This is a genomic window from Prochlorococcus marinus str. MIT 9515, from assembly GCF_000015665.1.
In the GTDB taxonomy this organism is placed as follows: domain Bacteria; phylum Cyanobacteriota; class Cyanobacteriia; order PCC-6307; family Cyanobiaceae; genus Prochlorococcus_A; species Prochlorococcus_A marinus_P.
Genome location: NC_008817.1, coordinates 927,550 through 942,245 on the forward strand (window position 1 = coordinate 927,550; position 14,696 = coordinate 942,245).

At 28.6% G+C, this 14,696-nt stretch carries 19 protein-coding genes and 1 tRNA gene; 9 read left to right on the forward strand and 11 right to left on the reverse strand.

The genetic code is table 11. The features are described from left to right. Positions 1–19: 19 nt before the first annotated feature. Positions 20–316: a DUF3288 family protein gene (locus tag P9515_RS05050; protein WP_011820344.1), complete on the reverse strand. Its 297-nt coding sequence runs from the start codon at positions 314–316 to the stop codon at positions 20–22. A gap of 79 nt (positions 317–395) precedes the next feature. Between P9515_RS05050 and P9515_RS05055 the strand changes: the two genes are divergently transcribed. From P9515_RS05055 to P9515_RS05065, 3 genes are all read left to right on the forward strand, one after another. Then, positions 396–2,141: an ABC transporter ATP-binding protein gene (locus tag P9515_RS05055; RefSeq protein WP_011820345.1), complete on the forward strand. Its 1,746-nt coding sequence runs from the start codon at positions 396–398 to the stop codon at positions 2,139–2,141. 22 nt (positions 2,142–2,163) lie between these two features. Next, a complete protein-coding gene (msrA, locus tag P9515_RS05060; protein WP_011820346.1) occupies positions 2,164–2,892 on the forward strand; it encodes a peptide-methionine (S)-S-oxide reductase MsrA in 729 nt (242 codons plus the stop codon). A 27-nt stretch (positions 2,893–2,919) separates the two neighbouring features. Further along, a tRNA-Pro gene (locus P9515_RS05065) sits at positions 2,920–2,993 on the forward strand. On the opposite strand, the gene P9515_RS09705 is transcribed toward P9515_RS05065, so the two are convergent. The 6 genes from P9515_RS09705 to P9515_RS05085 all read right to left on the reverse strand — a co-directional run bounded on the left by P9515_RS09705 (position 2,994) and on the right by P9515_RS05085 (position 8,541). Then, on the reverse strand, positions 2,994–3,152 hold the full coding sequence (locus P9515_RS09705; RefSeq protein ID WP_187146012.1) for a hypothetical protein: 159 nt from the start codon (positions 3,150–3,152) through the stop codon (positions 2,994–2,996). A 60-nt stretch (positions 3,153–3,212) separates the two neighbouring features. Then, positions 3,213–4,013, reverse strand: a complete 801-nt coding sequence (locus tag P9515_RS05070; RefSeq protein ID WP_011820347.1) for an undecaprenyl-diphosphate phosphatase — start codon at positions 4,011–4,013, stop codon at positions 3,213–3,215. Between the two features lie 510 nt (positions 4,014–4,523). Then, positions 4,524–4,649, reverse strand: coding sequence for a hypothetical protein (locus tag P9515_RS10060; protein ID WP_011820349.1), 126 nt, complete (start codon positions 4,647–4,649; stop codon positions 4,524–4,526). Between the two features lie 388 nt (positions 4,650–5,037). Next, positions 5,038–5,979, reverse strand: a complete 942-nt coding sequence (locus P9515_RS05075) for a kinase (protein WP_011820350.1) — start codon at positions 5,977–5,979, stop codon at positions 5,038–5,040. Then, a complete protein-coding gene (yedP, locus tag P9515_RS05080) occupies positions 5,979–6,779 on the reverse strand; it encodes a mannosyl-3-phosphoglycerate phosphatase-related protein YedP (RefSeq protein ID WP_011820351.1) in 801 nt (266 codons plus the stop codon). The genes P9515_RS05075 and yedP overlap by 1 nt, the downstream gene beginning before the upstream one ends. Then, positions 6,772–8,541 (reverse strand): sugar phosphorylase, encoded by a 1,770-nt coding sequence (locus tag P9515_RS05085; protein WP_011820352.1) that lies wholly within the window; start codon positions 8,539–8,541, stop codon positions 6,772–6,774. Before P9515_RS05085 ends, yedP begins: the two co-directional genes overlap by 8 nt. Before the next feature lie 49 nt (positions 8,542–8,590). On the opposite strand from P9515_RS05085, the gene P9515_RS05090 reads away from it, so the two are divergent. Then, positions 8,591–9,817, forward strand: coding sequence for a glycosyltransferase family protein (locus P9515_RS05090; RefSeq protein ID WP_011820353.1), 1,227 nt, complete (start codon positions 8,591–8,593; stop codon positions 9,815–9,817). Between the two features lie 74 nt (positions 9,818–9,891). Here the strand turns inward: P9515_RS05090 and P9515_RS05095 are convergent, their stop codons facing one another. Further along, positions 9,892–10,086, reverse strand: coding sequence for a hypothetical protein (locus tag P9515_RS05095; RefSeq protein ID WP_011820354.1), 195 nt, complete (start codon positions 10,084–10,086; stop codon positions 9,892–9,894). A 265-nt stretch (positions 10,087–10,351) separates the two neighbouring features. Next, a complete protein-coding gene (locus P9515_RS09710) occupies positions 10,352–10,525 on the reverse strand; it encodes a hypothetical protein (RefSeq protein ID WP_011820356.1) in 174 nt (57 codons plus the stop codon). A 394-nt stretch (positions 10,526–10,919) separates the two neighbouring features. Between P9515_RS09710 and P9515_RS09715 the strand changes: the two genes are divergently transcribed. The 5 genes from P9515_RS09715 (at position 10,920) to P9515_RS05115 (ending at position 14,187) form a co-directional block, all read left to right on the forward strand. Continuing rightward, complete coding sequence (locus tag P9515_RS09715; protein ID WP_011820357.1) at positions 10,920–11,078, forward strand: hypothetical protein; 159 nt, start codon at positions 10,920–10,922, stop codon at positions 11,076–11,078. Positions 11,079–11,139: 61 nt separating this feature from the next. Further along, positions 11,140–11,529, forward strand: a complete 390-nt coding sequence (petP, locus tag P9515_RS05100) for a cytochrome b6-f complex subunit PetP (protein WP_011820358.1) — start codon at positions 11,140–11,142, stop codon at positions 11,527–11,529. 85 nt (positions 11,530–11,614) lie between these two features. Continuing rightward, entirely contained in the window at positions 11,615–12,604 is a 990-nt protein-coding gene (locus P9515_RS05105) for an ABC transporter ATP-binding protein (protein ID WP_011820359.1), read from the forward strand. Further along, positions 12,605–13,396: an ABC transporter permease gene (locus P9515_RS05110; RefSeq protein WP_011820360.1), complete on the forward strand. Its 792-nt coding sequence runs from the start codon at positions 12,605–12,607 to the stop codon at positions 13,394–13,396. Beyond that, positions 13,393–14,187 (forward strand): ABC transporter permease, encoded by a 795-nt coding sequence (locus P9515_RS05115; protein WP_041710602.1) that lies wholly within the window; start codon positions 13,393–13,395, stop codon positions 14,185–14,187. Before P9515_RS05110 ends, P9515_RS05115 begins: the two co-directional genes overlap by 4 nt. Positions 14,188–14,190: 3 nt before the next feature. Here P9515_RS05115 and P9515_RS05120 read toward each other — a convergent pair whose 3' ends face one another. Both P9515_RS05120 and P9515_RS05125 read right to left on the reverse strand, forming a co-directional pair. Continuing rightward, entirely contained in the window at positions 14,191–14,457 is a 267-nt protein-coding gene (locus P9515_RS05120) for a hypothetical protein (protein WP_041710604.1), read from the reverse strand. After that, entirely contained in the window at positions 14,457–14,684 is a 228-nt protein-coding gene (locus tag P9515_RS05125) for a hypothetical protein (RefSeq protein ID WP_011820363.1), read from the reverse strand. Before P9515_RS05125 ends, P9515_RS05120 begins: the two co-directional genes overlap by 1 nt. Positions 14,685–14,696 lie beyond the last annotated feature (12 nt).

Genomic DNA, 14,696 nt, shown 5'->3' on the forward strand with positions numbered 1-14,696 from the left:
TTAAATAATGATTAAGTGTTCAATTAGAGGTATCAAAACCTGAACCGACTAGATCTTTAGTGGTATTTGAAGGTCTAAAGTTATTTGACCATAATTTCTTAGTCTTAGAAAAAAGTATATCCTTTGTAATATTCCAAAATTTTAGTGTTTTATTGATATCATCCTTAATCTCAATTTCACCAGGAAAGTTATCATAACGATTAATTAATCTAGCTAAATTAATTAAATCGATATCTTCTGGCATCTGTTTACTTATAAGTGAATCTATAATCTTTTTATCAGTTGCATGTAATGGATGAGTTTGTTCATTGCTCATAATAAAAACCAAATCATTAATAAAACTAGCTCACATATTCTAAAATGAAACATTATCTTAATCATATGGGAAATATTAAATGAAGAATCTTAAATTAAAAGTAATAATAAAGTATCTTAAACCGTATAAGAAAGAGTTTTTATATGGAGGCATAGCTCTTTTAGCAGTAAACATTTTAAGTGTTTTAATTCCATTAGAAGTCAAAAACATAATTGATCAATTGAAAGATGGATTTTCTCCAAATTTCATTATTTCTAAATCATTATGGCTAATGTTTCTTGCTACCTGTATGGGTCTCATAAGATTATTTTCTAGGCAGATTGTTTTTGGAATTGGAAGAAAAGTTGAAGTTAATCTTCGTCAAAAATTATTTGATCATTTAATAACTCAAGATCCAGATTGGATTCAAAAAAAAGGCAGTGGAGATCTTATTAGCAGAGCAACCAGTGATGTTGAAAACATTAGGAGACTTTTAGGTTTTACAGTTTTAAGTCTTTGCAATATCGTTCTTGCTTATTCTCTAACAATTCCTTCAATGTTATCGATTAATAAAACTTTAACAGTTTCCGCATTAATGATATTTCCATTGATTTTAGTAATGGTAAGTTTATTTGGAGGGAGGATGGTGAGTCAACGAAAAATACAGCAAGAATCACTCTCTAAACTAAGCGATTTAATACAAGAAGATTTATCAGGCATAAGCGCTATTAAAATATATGCCCAAGAAGATGTTGAGAAGAAAGAATTCAATAATTACAATAGAATTTATCGAGACTCAGCAATAAAACTTGCAAGAACAGCAAGTACATTATTCCCACTTTTACAAGGCATATCTTCCATTTCACTACTTATACTTTTAGGTCTAGGGACCTCTCAACTTGAAAATGGATTCATCACTATTGGAGGATTAGTTGCCTTAATATTATTTGTCGAAAGACTTGTATTTCCAACAGCTCTATTAGGATTTACATTAAATACTTTTCAATTGGGACAAGTTAGTATTGATAGAGTTGAAGAGATATTTCAAAACACTCCAAAAATTGTAGATAAACCAAAAGCCAAATTCATAAAGAAAAAAGTAAATGGATTTATTGAAGCAAAAGATTTAAAAATAAGATATGAGGATTCAAAATTCAACTCATTGAATGGATTAAATTTTAAAATTAAACCGGGAGAACTTGTCGCAATAGTTGGACCAGTTGGATGTGGGAAAACCACCTTAACAAAATCATTAGGTAGAACTATTGAAGTTCCAGATGGACAATTATTTTTAGATAGTGTTGACATCAAGGATATTAAATTAACAGATTTAAGAAAACACATTTCTATCGTTCCCCAAGAAGCATTTTTGTTTACATCTACAATTTCAGAAAATTTAAAATTTGGAGAACCAACAGCTTCCAAATTAAGAGTTAAAAAAAGCGCGGTAAATGCCGGATTAATTGATGACATTAATAGTTTTCCTGAAGGTTTTAAGACAATAGTTGGGGAAAGAGGCATTACACTTAGCGGTGGGCAACGCCAAAGAACAGCTTTAGGTAGGGCACTTTTAGTTGATGCTTCTGTTGTGGTCTTGGATGATGCTTTAGCAAGTGTGGACAATAAAACTGCTGCTAAAATTATTGAGGAGATGAGAGAAAACAAAAGCAAAACAATATTAATGATTAGTCACCAATTATCTGTAGCAGCTACCTGTGACAGGGTCCTTGTAATGGATAAAGGTGAAATAGTGCAAGAGGGGATCCACAAAGATTTGATAAAAAGAAAAGGACTATATAAAAAACTTTGGGAAAGAGAAATAGCTACCAATAAAATAGTTAGTTAAATAAAATTATACTGATATTAAAATGTTTAAATTCCTAAAAAAAATCATGAATAAAAACGAAACAATTTCGGAAAATAAAAATAATTTCCTCCATAGAATACTAAATACAAACATAAGAGAGGAACCTAATTCTCAAGAGGATTCAATAATATTTGGATGCGGGTGTTTCTGGGGGGCTGAAAAATGTTTTTGGAAACTTCCTGGAATCGTTACAACTTCAGTAGGTTATGCGGGAGGAGAGAAGAAAAACCCTACATACTATGAAGTATGTTCAGGTATTACTGGTCATGCAGAAGTGGTTAAGGTGGTTTGGAATATCAATGAGTTAGATATAAGTGATTTATTAAAAATGTTTTGGGAATGTCATGATCCAACTCAAAAAAATAGACAAGGTAATGATATGGGAACTCAATATAGATCAACAATTTACTACACAAATAAAAATAGTAAAGACATAATTAACTTAAGCAAAGAAGCTTATCAAAAAGAGCTTACAGCTAATAATTTCGGGGAAATCGAAACAGAGATAAAAATGATTGACACTTATTATTATGCAGAAGAATATCACCAGCAATATTTAGCTGTAGAGGGAAGTAGGCAATATTGTTCAGCATCACCAACTAAAGTAAAGTTGGGAAATTTTAATGGCAGCAATTACAGACTACCGAAAGAAATCTGGGATAATTTTAATTGGGACATAGATAAATGTGTATTGAGATCTAATAATAAACCTATAGAGATTAACAAATGAGAGTCATTTATATTTATAGTATTGTTACGGGGCGTAGCGCAGTTTGGTAGCGCACCACTTTGGGGTAGTGGGGGTCGTGGGTTCAAATCCCGCCGTTCCGATTAAGTTGCAGAATCATCATTATTTATTAAAGATTTATACAGCTTATAAGAGCTTATTCCAACAGCAATGAAAGTAAATGAAGAAAAAATTGCACATATTATTATAGTAAGATTAGAAACTTCAACCTCACCAAGTTGATATGATATAAAAAAATCCATTCTTAAAACAATATTCAAAACACTAACATACAAGCAGTTTAATATTTTTATTATTACTAGTTATAAATTTAAAATAATTAATATCCCAAAAACCAACCTATAGTAAATAAATATTTTGAGTCCATTAGAGGAAACATATTTTAATAAGAAATCAATAGCTAATAAAGAAGAGAAGAAGGTTGTGATTAAACCAACAAAAAGAGGAAGAAATGGAAATGTTGAGAATTCATTTATCGAAGTAATAAACTCAACAAAAGCTGCCAACGAGATCGAAGGAATGCCCAAGAGAAAAGAAAATTTTGCGGCATCTTTCCTATCCCAACCAGATAAGAGTGCCATAGAAATAGTAGCTCCAGAACGGGACACGCCTGGAATAATTGCAAACGCTTGCGAAATTCCGATAAATAAACTATTGCGATATTTATGATTACTTAAATTAATAAATTTATTAGTCGAAATATCTGCTAAAAACATAATTAAAGACATTAATATAGACACTACTGCTATAGAAAAATTTGAACGGAAGAAGGAATTAGAGAAATCAGTAACAAAAAGTTTTACAATACCACCAATTAAAACAATTGGAATTGTTCCTATAAAGATAGATTTATATATTTTATTTGAAAAAAAAGAAGGTCTAAGTATTTTTGAATTTGAATTAATAGTATTAAAAATATATTTTCTAAAATACCAAAATATTGCAAGAACACTTCCGATTTGTATAATTGCAGACAATGAAGAGCCAGGATCTTTTACACCGAATAATTGAGATATAATCTTTAAATGAGCAGTACTACTTACAGGTATAAATTCCGTTAATCCTTGAATTATTCCATAAAAAATAAATTTTAAAAAATCCAATATTTTTTAATTTAAGACATTCTTCTAATAATAATATCAATTAAAGAAATTACAATTTATATTCTCATAAGACAAGTTAAGTTAGAAATATCATTAAAAAATTTGCTATAAAATTACTTTTTCTTCCTAAATCTTTTTATATAAGCCGACTTTGTTAAATCTAATTATTAATTAATATTAGAATTTAGAAAAAAGGATTCGGAGGAAGTCCTAAGGTCTTGGGATTAACAAGCCAATTTTTATGGAAAATATTTAGACATGCAAAATCCAAGAAAGATTTACCAACAATTCTGGCAATTTAATAATTAATGGACGCGCATATGTAGCGGTATTTCTAATTAAGTTATCTTTTCACATCATGAGCACAACCGTCACCTTTATAATTCTCACTTTCGTAAAAGTCATTTTTTGTCCCAAAATATGCAGTTAATAATACAAAAGGCAAACTAATTATAAAAAGTACAGCGGTAAGGTCCATCGTAAATAAGATTGTTTAAAATTTTTTTGTTATTAATAATCTGTTGGTCCTTTTAATCCAAGATAAAAAAACGCTCCGAGACCGATTAATAATAAAACTCCGGCGATAGCGGCTGAGGGGACAAATCCTCCGATAGCAAAAGAAGCAAGTTGTGTCATTATAATAAACAAAATATACACTTTGATAATATCAATAAAAATAACCCCGTTAATTAAAAATTCTGACTCGAAGACAATTTAAAATTAAATAAATTACACAACTACAGATTTGCTTTCATTTTCAGATTAAATTCTAATTATTTCATTTATTTTATAGCCATAAAATTCATTACCTCCAGTCTTAATAATGTATTATGAGGAGTCTTAAAAGTAAGGTTATAATTCTTTTACGAGATTATTTCAAGAGACCTTTAAACCTTAAAAATACAGCATTTTGAGTCTTAAACTTTGCAAAAGAAGTCAACTATCTAAAGATTATTAAAAAAAAATTAATTAAAACAAAAAAAGTTATAAAAAGGATACTGAATAAATAATATTTTGAGGAATATTAATTTAATCCAACATTTATTAATTTTCTCTCTTGATTAATCAACAATAAGACATCCGAACTTATAAGATCAAAACTTTGATGTGGAATAGAAACATTTAACATCCGAATAAAATCATTTAATCTGTTCTCTTTTAATGAACTTCCTTTTTTAACAAACATACTTTTTTCTTGATTAGATTTCCATTCATTCATAAATTCAAATTTCAAAGGTTTTAAATGCCAAATTTGATCAATCATATTCCAAATATCTAAGTAATTGATTAAATTATTTTGGATTTTATATCTATAAGAAGATTCATGTGGACTTAATGGTGGTGTGATTATTTCTAAACTATGAGAGTCTTCAGAAAAAGGTTTCACACCTAAGAACCATCCCTCTATTATTAACAAATCAGGTTTCTCCTCTCTCCAATAAGATCTATCCCCTAAACCTTTTCTTAAAGATTTATCAAAAACAGGTACATTTAATTTCCCATCAGTTTTCCATCTTAGTATTTTCTCTTTCATTAAATCAATAGAGTGGCTGCCTGGGAAACCACGCGAAACATTCCATGGATTATTCTTAATAGCCAATGCCATTTCTTCAGAAGGTAGATAAAAATCATCAATTGAAATAACAGATATCTTAAAATTTAGTTTTAAAGATATAGTCTCCAACCATTTACCTAGGGTTGTTTTACCAGTCCCAGGAAGAGCTGAAATTCCAATAATTTTACGTTCATGAGATTCTAAATTTAATTTATATGCTTGTGACAAAAGAGGTAAAGCCAATCCCCAAATCCAATCATCATTTACATTTTCATCCCAAAAATCATCAATAGAAAGCATCTCTTTCTTAAGCTTCCAAAAATCAAACCATTCATCCAAAGAACTCCATCCAATTTGAAAAATTAATTTTTCAAAATTATCTAATGGAAATTCAATATTTAAATCTTTCATTACTTAATCAATATTAATTTATTTATTAACTTATTTATTTCACTTTTCCAACCAAATCCATTTGGATAACTTGCTAGAGTAAATTCATGATCTTTTAATTTTTCTAATAATTTTATGTTTGGACCTTTAGGGCCAGGAATAACAATCTTGTAATCAGAATTCAATAATAAAGGTAAATCATTAGGAGAATCTCCCAGACCAATAACTTTAATATTTTGATTATTTGAGTATTTCTTGAGTGCTTTTATTGCTTTTCCCTTATTTGAATTAACTGACAACATATGGCTCATCCTATTACCTTTGAAAATTTCTACGTTAAATCTTTTACAGCGAATATTAATTTCTTCTTCCATGTTTTCTGGAGGATTTAAAAATGGCATACTCCAGTGTCTATCTCTCATTAATGCAAGAGATTGACCTTTTAAACCAGTTAGTTCTGTTGCCTCTTTGTCGGTAATATTATTTAGTGGTTGTAAACTATAATTGATTTCATTAGAAATACAATTCAAAATATTTTCCAGAATTTCGTATTTCTCTCCAAGAATAATCTCCCCATTTACTTTGTTTAATGATTCACCATATATGGCTGCTCCATTTTCTACAATGTAAGGATCCGTTAAATCAAGTTGTTTTCTAATAACCTTAACTTCCGCAGCAGTTTTACTGGTGCATAATATAACGGGGATAGATAATTCTTGAAGTAATTTTATAGTTTCTTTTGCTGGAGTTAAATCATAAGAATGATCCATTAATGTTCCATCTACGTCACTTACTACCCATAAGGAAGAATTTTCAATCATCTATCAAAAAGCCAAGCCAAATAACTTGAAAAGGTTCAAGTTCAATATTATTAGAATTATATTTATTTGATGTTAAATAATCCTGCATATTCTCATCATTTTTAATCAATTCAGTAAATTCATTATCAATAAATCTATAGTTAATTTTATTTTCCGTCATATTGTGAAGTGTGAGAACAGATTTCAACCCAGTACCCCTTTTAATAACAACAATATCGCCCCTACTTTTAGACAAGCATTCCATTTGAGACTGAGGATGGAATTGAGGTAATTTTGCTCTGATATCCATTGCATTCCTAAGATATCTAAGATTTTTATTTGCATTAGATTCTGGATTTTTAAAAACTGCTGATAGTTTGTCTAACTTAAATTTTTCCCTATTTAAATCTCTTCTTTGACCTGTCTTTGAAAAACTCTTTATATCATTTTCTGAAGCCAGCAATGCGGGGAGATAAAAGGCAGGAACCCCTCTCAGAGACATCACAAGTAATTGTGTTAATAAAAACCTTTCATGTTGAAAACGATTTGAATCTCTACCCGGATCTTCCATAGCACTCCACCAACTAATATTTAATTCATATGGTTTATCTTCACCATTTGATAATCTTCTATGACTTACTAATCCACCTCTTTTCTCGCAATTAATCAATAACTCCTTAATTCTTTGTTCATTCATGAGGCCCTCTAAAGCCCTTAAACCAATCCCATCATGAGAAGCAGTGAAATTAAATAGTGTCGTGGTATCTGGCAACTTCGGCCAATCACAAATCCATGAATTTAAAATATCTGCTCTTGAAGTGATTATTGCTTCTAAAAGAAGAGGAGGTAAAGGAAAATTATAAGCCATGTCCGCCTCATCCTCTGGAATTAAATAAGAAAGGTTTTCTTTCTGTGGAACATTAGTCTCTGTAATCAATACACCATCTTTAAGGAGATCGTTAAGTAAAATTCTTAGAATCTTTACGATTGAATGTGCCTTGGGTAAATGCAAACATGTTGTTCCTGGTTCCTTCCAAATAAAACCTACAGCATCTAGTCTTAACCACTTAATACCATTTGATAAATAAGTAATAATTAAGTTAAGAAACTCAATTGTCATTTTTGGATTAAGCCAATTCAAGTCAACCTGATCTGGTCCAAAGGTCGTCCAAACTTGTTTTTGTCCATCTTCAGTATTTATTTGTGAGAAAAGAGATGAACTTCTTGGTCTAATAACATTTTTCCAATCAAGTTCTTGTGATGGAGAAAAGATATTAGATAAACCCGGTTCTTGACATTTAATAAATTGCTGAACCCATGGATGAGATGATGAAACATGATTTAAAACCAAATCAGCCATTAAATAATGTTTATTAGAAATACTATTCAGATCCTCCCAACTTCCAAATTTCTCTTCTAAAGACTCGTGACTTGAGACAGCAAAACCTCCATCACTTGTTGATTTAAGAAATGGAAGAATATGAACTACTTTAGAGAGACTTCCAAAATATTTACTTAGTAATTCTCGAAGTGTGACAAGTGTTGATTCACCATTTTTATAAACCCCATCAGCATAAGTTATTAATACAGCATAAGATTCGTCCCATTTTGTACCATAATTTATTTCTTCATAACGAGACTTCTCTGAGAAATTATCTAAAATCTGCAATAATTGATTACAAATAAAGTTGATCTCTTCGATAGTATGATCCTTATAAATTGTTTCTAGCAATTTACTAAGTTTTACTCTATTAAATTTTTTCTCTGAATCATTTTGCGTCACTTTAAAAAATCATCGAAGTATTAACACTATTCTGAACATCAAATAGAACATGGACTTTCAACAAGGTTTAATCACAACAATACATGAATATGGTGTCACGAAGGATCTACTTAAAGAATTAAATGGAAGTCTAAAGAATAAATCAACTGCAATATTAATTCCTTGTCTTTATGAAGAATTTGAACGTCCTGCCCTAAAAAACATAAAAGAAGTATTAAAAAATCTTACAGGATTAAATGAATTAGTTATAGCTCTTTCTGCAAAAACTATTGATCAGGTAAATTCTGCCAAATCATTTTTTGATTCAATGCCTTTTCCCGTTCATATTCAATGGACAAATTCTCCATCTGTAATTGAACTTTTAAAAAACCAAGAAAAAAATGGTCTCGAACTACTAGGTACGCCCGGGAAAGGATGGGCTGTATGGCAAGGAATAGGCGTTGCAACAAGAAAATCTGAAGTGGTTGCATTATTTGATGCTGATATAAGAACATTTAGTCCTTTATATCCATCAAGAATGATACTTCCGTTATTAGATGAGTCATATGGAATTTCCTATGTAAAAGCCTTTTACAGCAGATTATCCCTAGAAAATAATCAATTACAAGGAAGAGCAACTAGATTATTTGTGGGACCTCTTTTGGCAAGTTTGGAGCAGTTAGTTGGTAATGGACCATTCTTACAATATTTACAGTCATTTAGATATCCACTGGCTGGTGAGTTCGCATTTACAAAAGATTTGGCAATGAATTTAAGAATTCCTTGTGACTGGGGTTTAGAAATAGGACTTCTTTCAGAAGTTTATAGAAATGTTAGGACTTCGAAAATAGCTCAAGTGGACCTTGGGTTATTTGATCATAAGCATAAAACAATAGGATCATCCTCCAAAGAAGGTCTTCAAAAAATGTGTACAGAAATACTTTCTAGTGTTTTGAGAGGATTAATGGAACATCAAGCAGAGACGTTAACGAGCACTCAATTATCTACACTTGAAGTTCTATATAAAAGGGTAGGAGAAGATAGAGTCAAGCAATTTGGATTAGATTCTGCAGTTAATAAGCTTCCATATGATAGACATGAAGAAGAATTATCAGTTCAAAAATTTGCTAAATTATTAAGACCTGCAACTAAAGGTTATTTATCAAATCCAACAACTCAACAACTTCCTAGTTGGTCAAGAGTCCTATCATGCGAAAATAAACTACAAGAGGATTTAGCGAATGCAGGATCTAAAGAAATAAATTCAACCAAAAAAGAATTAATTAATAAATGTTAAATTAAAAAAAATACTGTGATAACAAATAGATATTATTGATTATTTGAAAATATAAAGTTGATACTTCCAAAAACCTATTGGTGAGAGGTTATATTTTCACATCTTATCAAATCAATACTATTAGGATGATCATATATATATTTATTGAATTCCATAGCCAATGTTCTTGCTTCATAGGCGTCTAAGGCATAAAAACAATTTTCTAATCTAAGATTCTGAAAATCTCTATAATGAACAGTATATGGTTTTAAAAAGGTGCTGTTCTTCATTTATTTTGTAATATTTAGAAGCTATTGTTCTATATTCTTTAACAATGCATAAATTATTGAATTAAAGAAATATGTTTTGTTGCTTTCAATATATTATTAATCAAAAACTTATATGAAGTATTAAAAAATTTTTTCGATCAAAAGTTATTCTGTTTTTTTTTATTTACTTTTTTTTTTTACCTTCAATTAAAAAAACAAATTTTGATAAAATTCCACCAAAAAAAGGAACCCATAATTTTTCATATAAATACTTCATAATCAAAAACTATGAGGCAACACTAATATCTTCTTTACTATCCATAACATCTAATAATTCTAAATCAATCGAATTAAAAAGATTTTGGAACAAAAGAAGATCAAGCTCATTATGTAATAAATTAACATCTGAAGAGAGTAGATCATCTACAAAATAATTAAAGGTTTCCAAGTTATTATTCATAATAATGATTTTTACTTTTGAATATTATTAGTCTTAAAAAACTAAAAGTCAATTAAAATTCCAAATCAAAACAAATCAAGATATTTTATACCGAAAATGTATCAAAGTTTTAAAGTCTTAGATTAAAAAAAATTAGTTTAAATCCTTTTGCATAATAAATTTAAAATCAATACGAACTATTAAACCAATAAGGATTAAAAAAATTCCTAAATATGAATTAAAAGATAGTTCCAAAGTTAAAAAATTTCATATAGTCATATATTATCCTAATTAATACAAGCAACAAATCTTGGATTTTAAACCCTATAATTACAATAATTTATAAGCATTTAAATTTAATTAACAAATTAATTCAAATATAAACTAAATTTGATGCGTAAGAAATTAATTATTTATGCAAAAATTTTTACAACAAGATCTTAGTTCAAGCTTATTATCAATAGCAGTATTGTTTGGATGGCTTGGGATAAGCTTTGTTTTCTTGAGATTATTAGCTCTATCTATAAAAAAAATTTTAGAAGCCGTATTCAAGAATACTAATCAATTAAAATAAAAAGAATTAATTCTAAAGTTATTCACGATAATAAGTATGTGTTGAGTATAATTACCTGTATATGACAATCCTCGATAAAGTAAAAATAGGAAACAAAGTTAATGTTAATCTATTTCTTTCAAAAGATAGGTTATCAAAAGAGACCATTGAAGCAATAAATATTTCATCAGAATGCACTATAAGTGATTTCAAAATCACGGATGGTAAAGGTATAGGTGTAATCGTAAACTTGCCTAATGGGAAGGAAGAATGGTTTTTTGAGAATGAAATTCAAATATTTGATGATAAAGGAAACATAGTAGAAAAGGAAGAAAACATTAACGAAAACAATAATTATGTATTTGATTTAATTAATAATCTGAGTTATGAACCTAAGTTTAAACCTATTAAACTTATGAATCCGATTAATTTTTTTAATTGGCTTATTGTTTCAGTAAAAGATATTTTTTAATTTAATATGATTATTAAATAAAAATATACGTTATCGATCTTTAAAATTTATACTATCCAAAAGATTAAATTAATATTTTAATAATATGAAAGAGAATATTATTCAGGTTAGAAATTTATCAAAATCATTTGAGATATCCTCAAAAGATCATGGCATTAAAGGAACTCTTAAGCATTTTTTCAAAAGGGAAACAAAAAGTATTGAGGTTATAAAAAATATAAATTTCGAAATAAATAAAGGAGAAATAGTAGGTTTTCTTGGAGCTAATGGTGCGGGGAAAACAACTATTCTTAAAATGCTCTGTGGTTTGATATACCCGAGTAGAGGTAAATTGTCAGTTGCAGGTTATGCACCATTTAAAAGAAGGACTAATTTTTTGAAAAATATAACTTTGATAATGGGACAAAAACAACAACTAATTTGGGATCTTCCTCCTATTGAATCTTTTTACTTAAATGCAGCAATTTATGACATAGAAAAATTTGAAGCCAAAAGAAGAATTAAAAAGTTATCAGATATGCTTGAGATTGAACAAGAGCTTAATATACCTGTCCGAAAATTATCTTTAGGTCAAAGAATGAAGGCAGAATTATTAGCAGCTTTAATTCATAAACCAAATATTTTATTTTTAGATGAACCTACACTAGGTCTAGATATTAATGCTCAAAGAAATCTCAGAAAATTTCTACAAATTTATAATAAAGAAACAGATGCAACAATTTGCCTAACTAGTCACTATATGAAAGATATTACATCTTTATGCAAGAGGGTAATCTGTATTCACGAAGGATGTATTACATATGATGGGAAGCTGGATAAATTATTAAAAAAATTATCGCCTGTCAAGGATATCCTAATTATTTGTAAAACTGAAAAAGAGGCTAGAGAATTAAGCAATTCAGGATTTACCATAAAAAACAGGAATCAAAAAGAAATTACAATAACAATTAAGAAAGATTCTATTAAATCTTCTTTAAATGAGATTCTTAAAAAATTTGATATAGAAGATCTCTATATAAACGAGCCTCCAGTTGATGAAATAATTGGAAATATCCTTGTAAAGGAAAAAGTATAAATGTTTAATTTAAATAAAAATAAACTCATAACTTTATTGAAAGTACAGTACTCAAATATGTTGGAATACAGAGTAGAAATAGCTTTATGGGCAATATCGGGAATAATACCTTTTTTCATGCTCAATATATGGACAAGCAATAACTTAAACGAATCTATTAATTTAAGTAATGTAATGCTCTCTAGATATTTTTTGAGTGCGTTCTTTGTAAGACAATTTTCAGTAGTTTGGGTTGTTTTTACTTTTGAAGAAGATGCTCTTTTAGGTAAAATTTCTCCATATTTGATTCAACCTTTAAACCCATTTTTTAGATATTTTGCTCAACATTTAGCAGAACAAATTACACGCTTCCCTTTTGCCATTATTATTGCGATAATTTTTTTTCTAATAAATCCAGAAAGTATATGGATACCAAGCTTAGGTATTTTTTTATTATCTTGCGTATCAACATTTTTTTCTTTTTTAATTCAATTTCTTATTCAATCAATAATTGCTTGTTTGTGTTTTTGGACAGAAAGAGCTTCTTCAATAGAAAGATTATTATTTATCCCAACTCTTTTCCTCTCAGGACTTTTAGCCCCAGTAATATCATTCCCAGAGTATATAAAATCATGGATATACATAACGCCATTCCCATACTTAATTGATTTTCCAGCAAATTTATTATCTGGAAACGATACAAATGCAATTTCTGGATTTGTTATGCAGATAATTTGGATTCTATTTCTTTTCCCTATATTTAAAAGGACTTGGAATCTTGGAACAAAAAAATATACCGCAATGGGGTCATGAATATAAAAAAATATTTAAAAGTTTATTCATTATTTTTATATACTTCCATAGCGTCAGAATTGGAATACAAGACTAACGTAATCATTGACTTCATTACTGCAATTCTAAGCTTGTTAGGCAGCTTATTTCTATTAACAATATTTTTCCAAAATACGGATAATATCGGTGGATGGAATTTTGAACAAGCTTTAATTATTCAAGGGATTTATACAATCCTAAATGGAATTACTAATACATGGTTCAATCCTAATCTTAAAGAAATAGTTAATTATATTAGAGAAGGAACCTTAGATTTTGTACTTCTTAAACCTATAGATAGTCAATTTATTATTTCCTTAAAAAAAATAGCACCATCCGGATTTTTAGAAATAATTTTAGGTATTGCCTTACTATTTTATTGCATAATTATTAATCAAATAAATATAAATTTAGTTTTTTTATTTTTATGCTTCACAACATTATTTTGTTCTATTGGAATTTTGTATAGCTTATGGTTTTTAATATCAACAACAACAATTTGGTTTGTAAAGACATGGAATGCCACAGAAGTATTACGTTCTTTTCTTTATATAGGAAGATTTCCTTTAAACTCATTTTCATTTTCTTTAAGGATATTCTTTAGTATTTTTATTCCAATAGCATTTATAACAACAATCCCTTCTGAAGTTTTTCTGGGAATAGCCCAACTTTGGGAAATACTACTAGAACTAATTATTTCTTTTATATTTTTTATAGTTTCTAGAAGATTTTGGTTATTTGCTCTGAAATATTACACATCAGCTTCTAGTTAATTTTTATTTGACAATTTCTCTACATAAATCCCAAATTTTTTGCCTGTTGTTTTGATTAGTTAATTTGGATAATTTCTTGAAATTAGTTGATGACTTTTCAATTGTAAGGAGATTACAAAAATAATTTATTTCATAATATCTTGAAATCTTTCCAAGTTTAATTGAAAGGTTGGAGAGGACTACTATAAATGAAAGAAGAGCCAAAGCTAATAAGAAATTAAAGGAAGATTTCCAAAATTCATCATCTTTAGTTTTAACTTCGAATTTCATTATTCCATAATATGTTGAGGGCACTTAACAGCTGCAATGGCAATTGCAGCGACTTTAAAATTTTCAGATTTTTCGATTACTTTTTTAACTTCTAATGGGCCAAATTTTTCACTTGCATCACTATAAGAAAGAAGTAAGGATTTGTAATTATCATGACCTACATTTCTATATTCACAGAAATTATCTCCAACAAAATTCAAGAGTGTAAGTAAAGTCAATTCAATCATTGAATTTTTATT

What these genes read in the sequence shown, in the direction of transcription:
- P9515_RS05050 (WP_011820344.1), bottom strand. Translation starts at nt 316, where the DNA reads ATGAGCAATGAACAAACTCATCCATTACATGCAACTGATAAAAAGATT.
- P9515_RS05055 (WP_011820345.1), top strand. Translation starts at nt 396, where the DNA reads ATGAAGAATCTTAAATTAAAAGTAATAATAAAGTATCTTAAACCGTAT.
- msrA (WP_011820346.1), top strand. Translation starts at nt 2,164, where the DNA reads ATGTTTAAATTCCTAAAAAAAATCATGAATAAAAACGAAACAATTTCG.
- P9515_RS09705 (WP_187146012.1), bottom strand. Translation starts at nt 3,152, where the DNA reads ATGGATTTTTTTATATCATATCAACTTGGTGAGGTTGAAGTTTCTAAT.
- P9515_RS10060 (WP_011820349.1), bottom strand. Translation starts at nt 4,649, where the DNA reads ATGACACAACTTGCTTCTTTTGCTATCGGAGGATTTGTCCCCTCAGCC.
- P9515_RS05075 (WP_011820350.1), bottom strand. Translation starts at nt 5,979, where the DNA reads ATGAAAGATTTAAATATTGAATTTCCATTAGATAATTTTGAAAAATTA.
- yedP (WP_011820351.1), bottom strand. Translation starts at nt 6,779, where the DNA reads ATGATTGAAAATTCTTCCTTATGGGTAGTAAGTGACGTAGATGGAACA.
- P9515_RS05090 (WP_011820353.1), top strand. Translation starts at nt 8,591, where the DNA reads ATGGACTTTCAACAAGGTTTAATCACAACAATACATGAATATGGTGTC.
- P9515_RS05095 (WP_011820354.1), bottom strand. Translation starts at nt 10,086, where the DNA reads ATGAAGAACAGCACCTTTTTAAAACCATATACTGTTCATTATAGAGAT.
- P9515_RS09710 (WP_011820356.1), bottom strand. Translation starts at nt 10,525, where the DNA reads ATGAATAATAACTTGGAAACCTTTAATTATTTTGTAGATGATCTACTC.
- P9515_RS09715 (WP_011820357.1), top strand. Translation starts at nt 10,920, where the DNA reads ATGCAAAAATTTTTACAACAAGATCTTAGTTCAAGCTTATTATCAATA.
- petP (WP_011820358.1), top strand. Translation starts at nt 11,140, where the DNA reads ATGACAATCCTCGATAAAGTAAAAATAGGAAACAAAGTTAATGTTAAT.
- P9515_RS05105 (WP_011820359.1), top strand. Translation starts at nt 11,615, where the DNA reads ATGAAAGAGAATATTATTCAGGTTAGAAATTTATCAAAATCATTTGAG.
- P9515_RS05110 (WP_011820360.1), top strand. Translation starts at nt 12,605, where the DNA reads ATGTTTAATTTAAATAAAAATAAACTCATAACTTTATTGAAAGTACAG.
- P9515_RS05115 (WP_041710602.1), top strand. Translation starts at nt 13,393, where the DNA reads ATGAATATAAAAAAATATTTAAAAGTTTATTCATTATTTTTATATACT.
- P9515_RS05120 (WP_041710604.1), bottom strand. Translation starts at nt 14,457, where the DNA reads ATGAAATTCGAAGTTAAAACTAAAGATGATGAATTTTGGAAATCTTCC.
- P9515_RS05125 (WP_011820363.1), bottom strand. Translation starts at nt 14,684, where the DNA reads ATGATTGAATTGACTTTACTTACACTCTTGAATTTTGTTGGAGATAAT.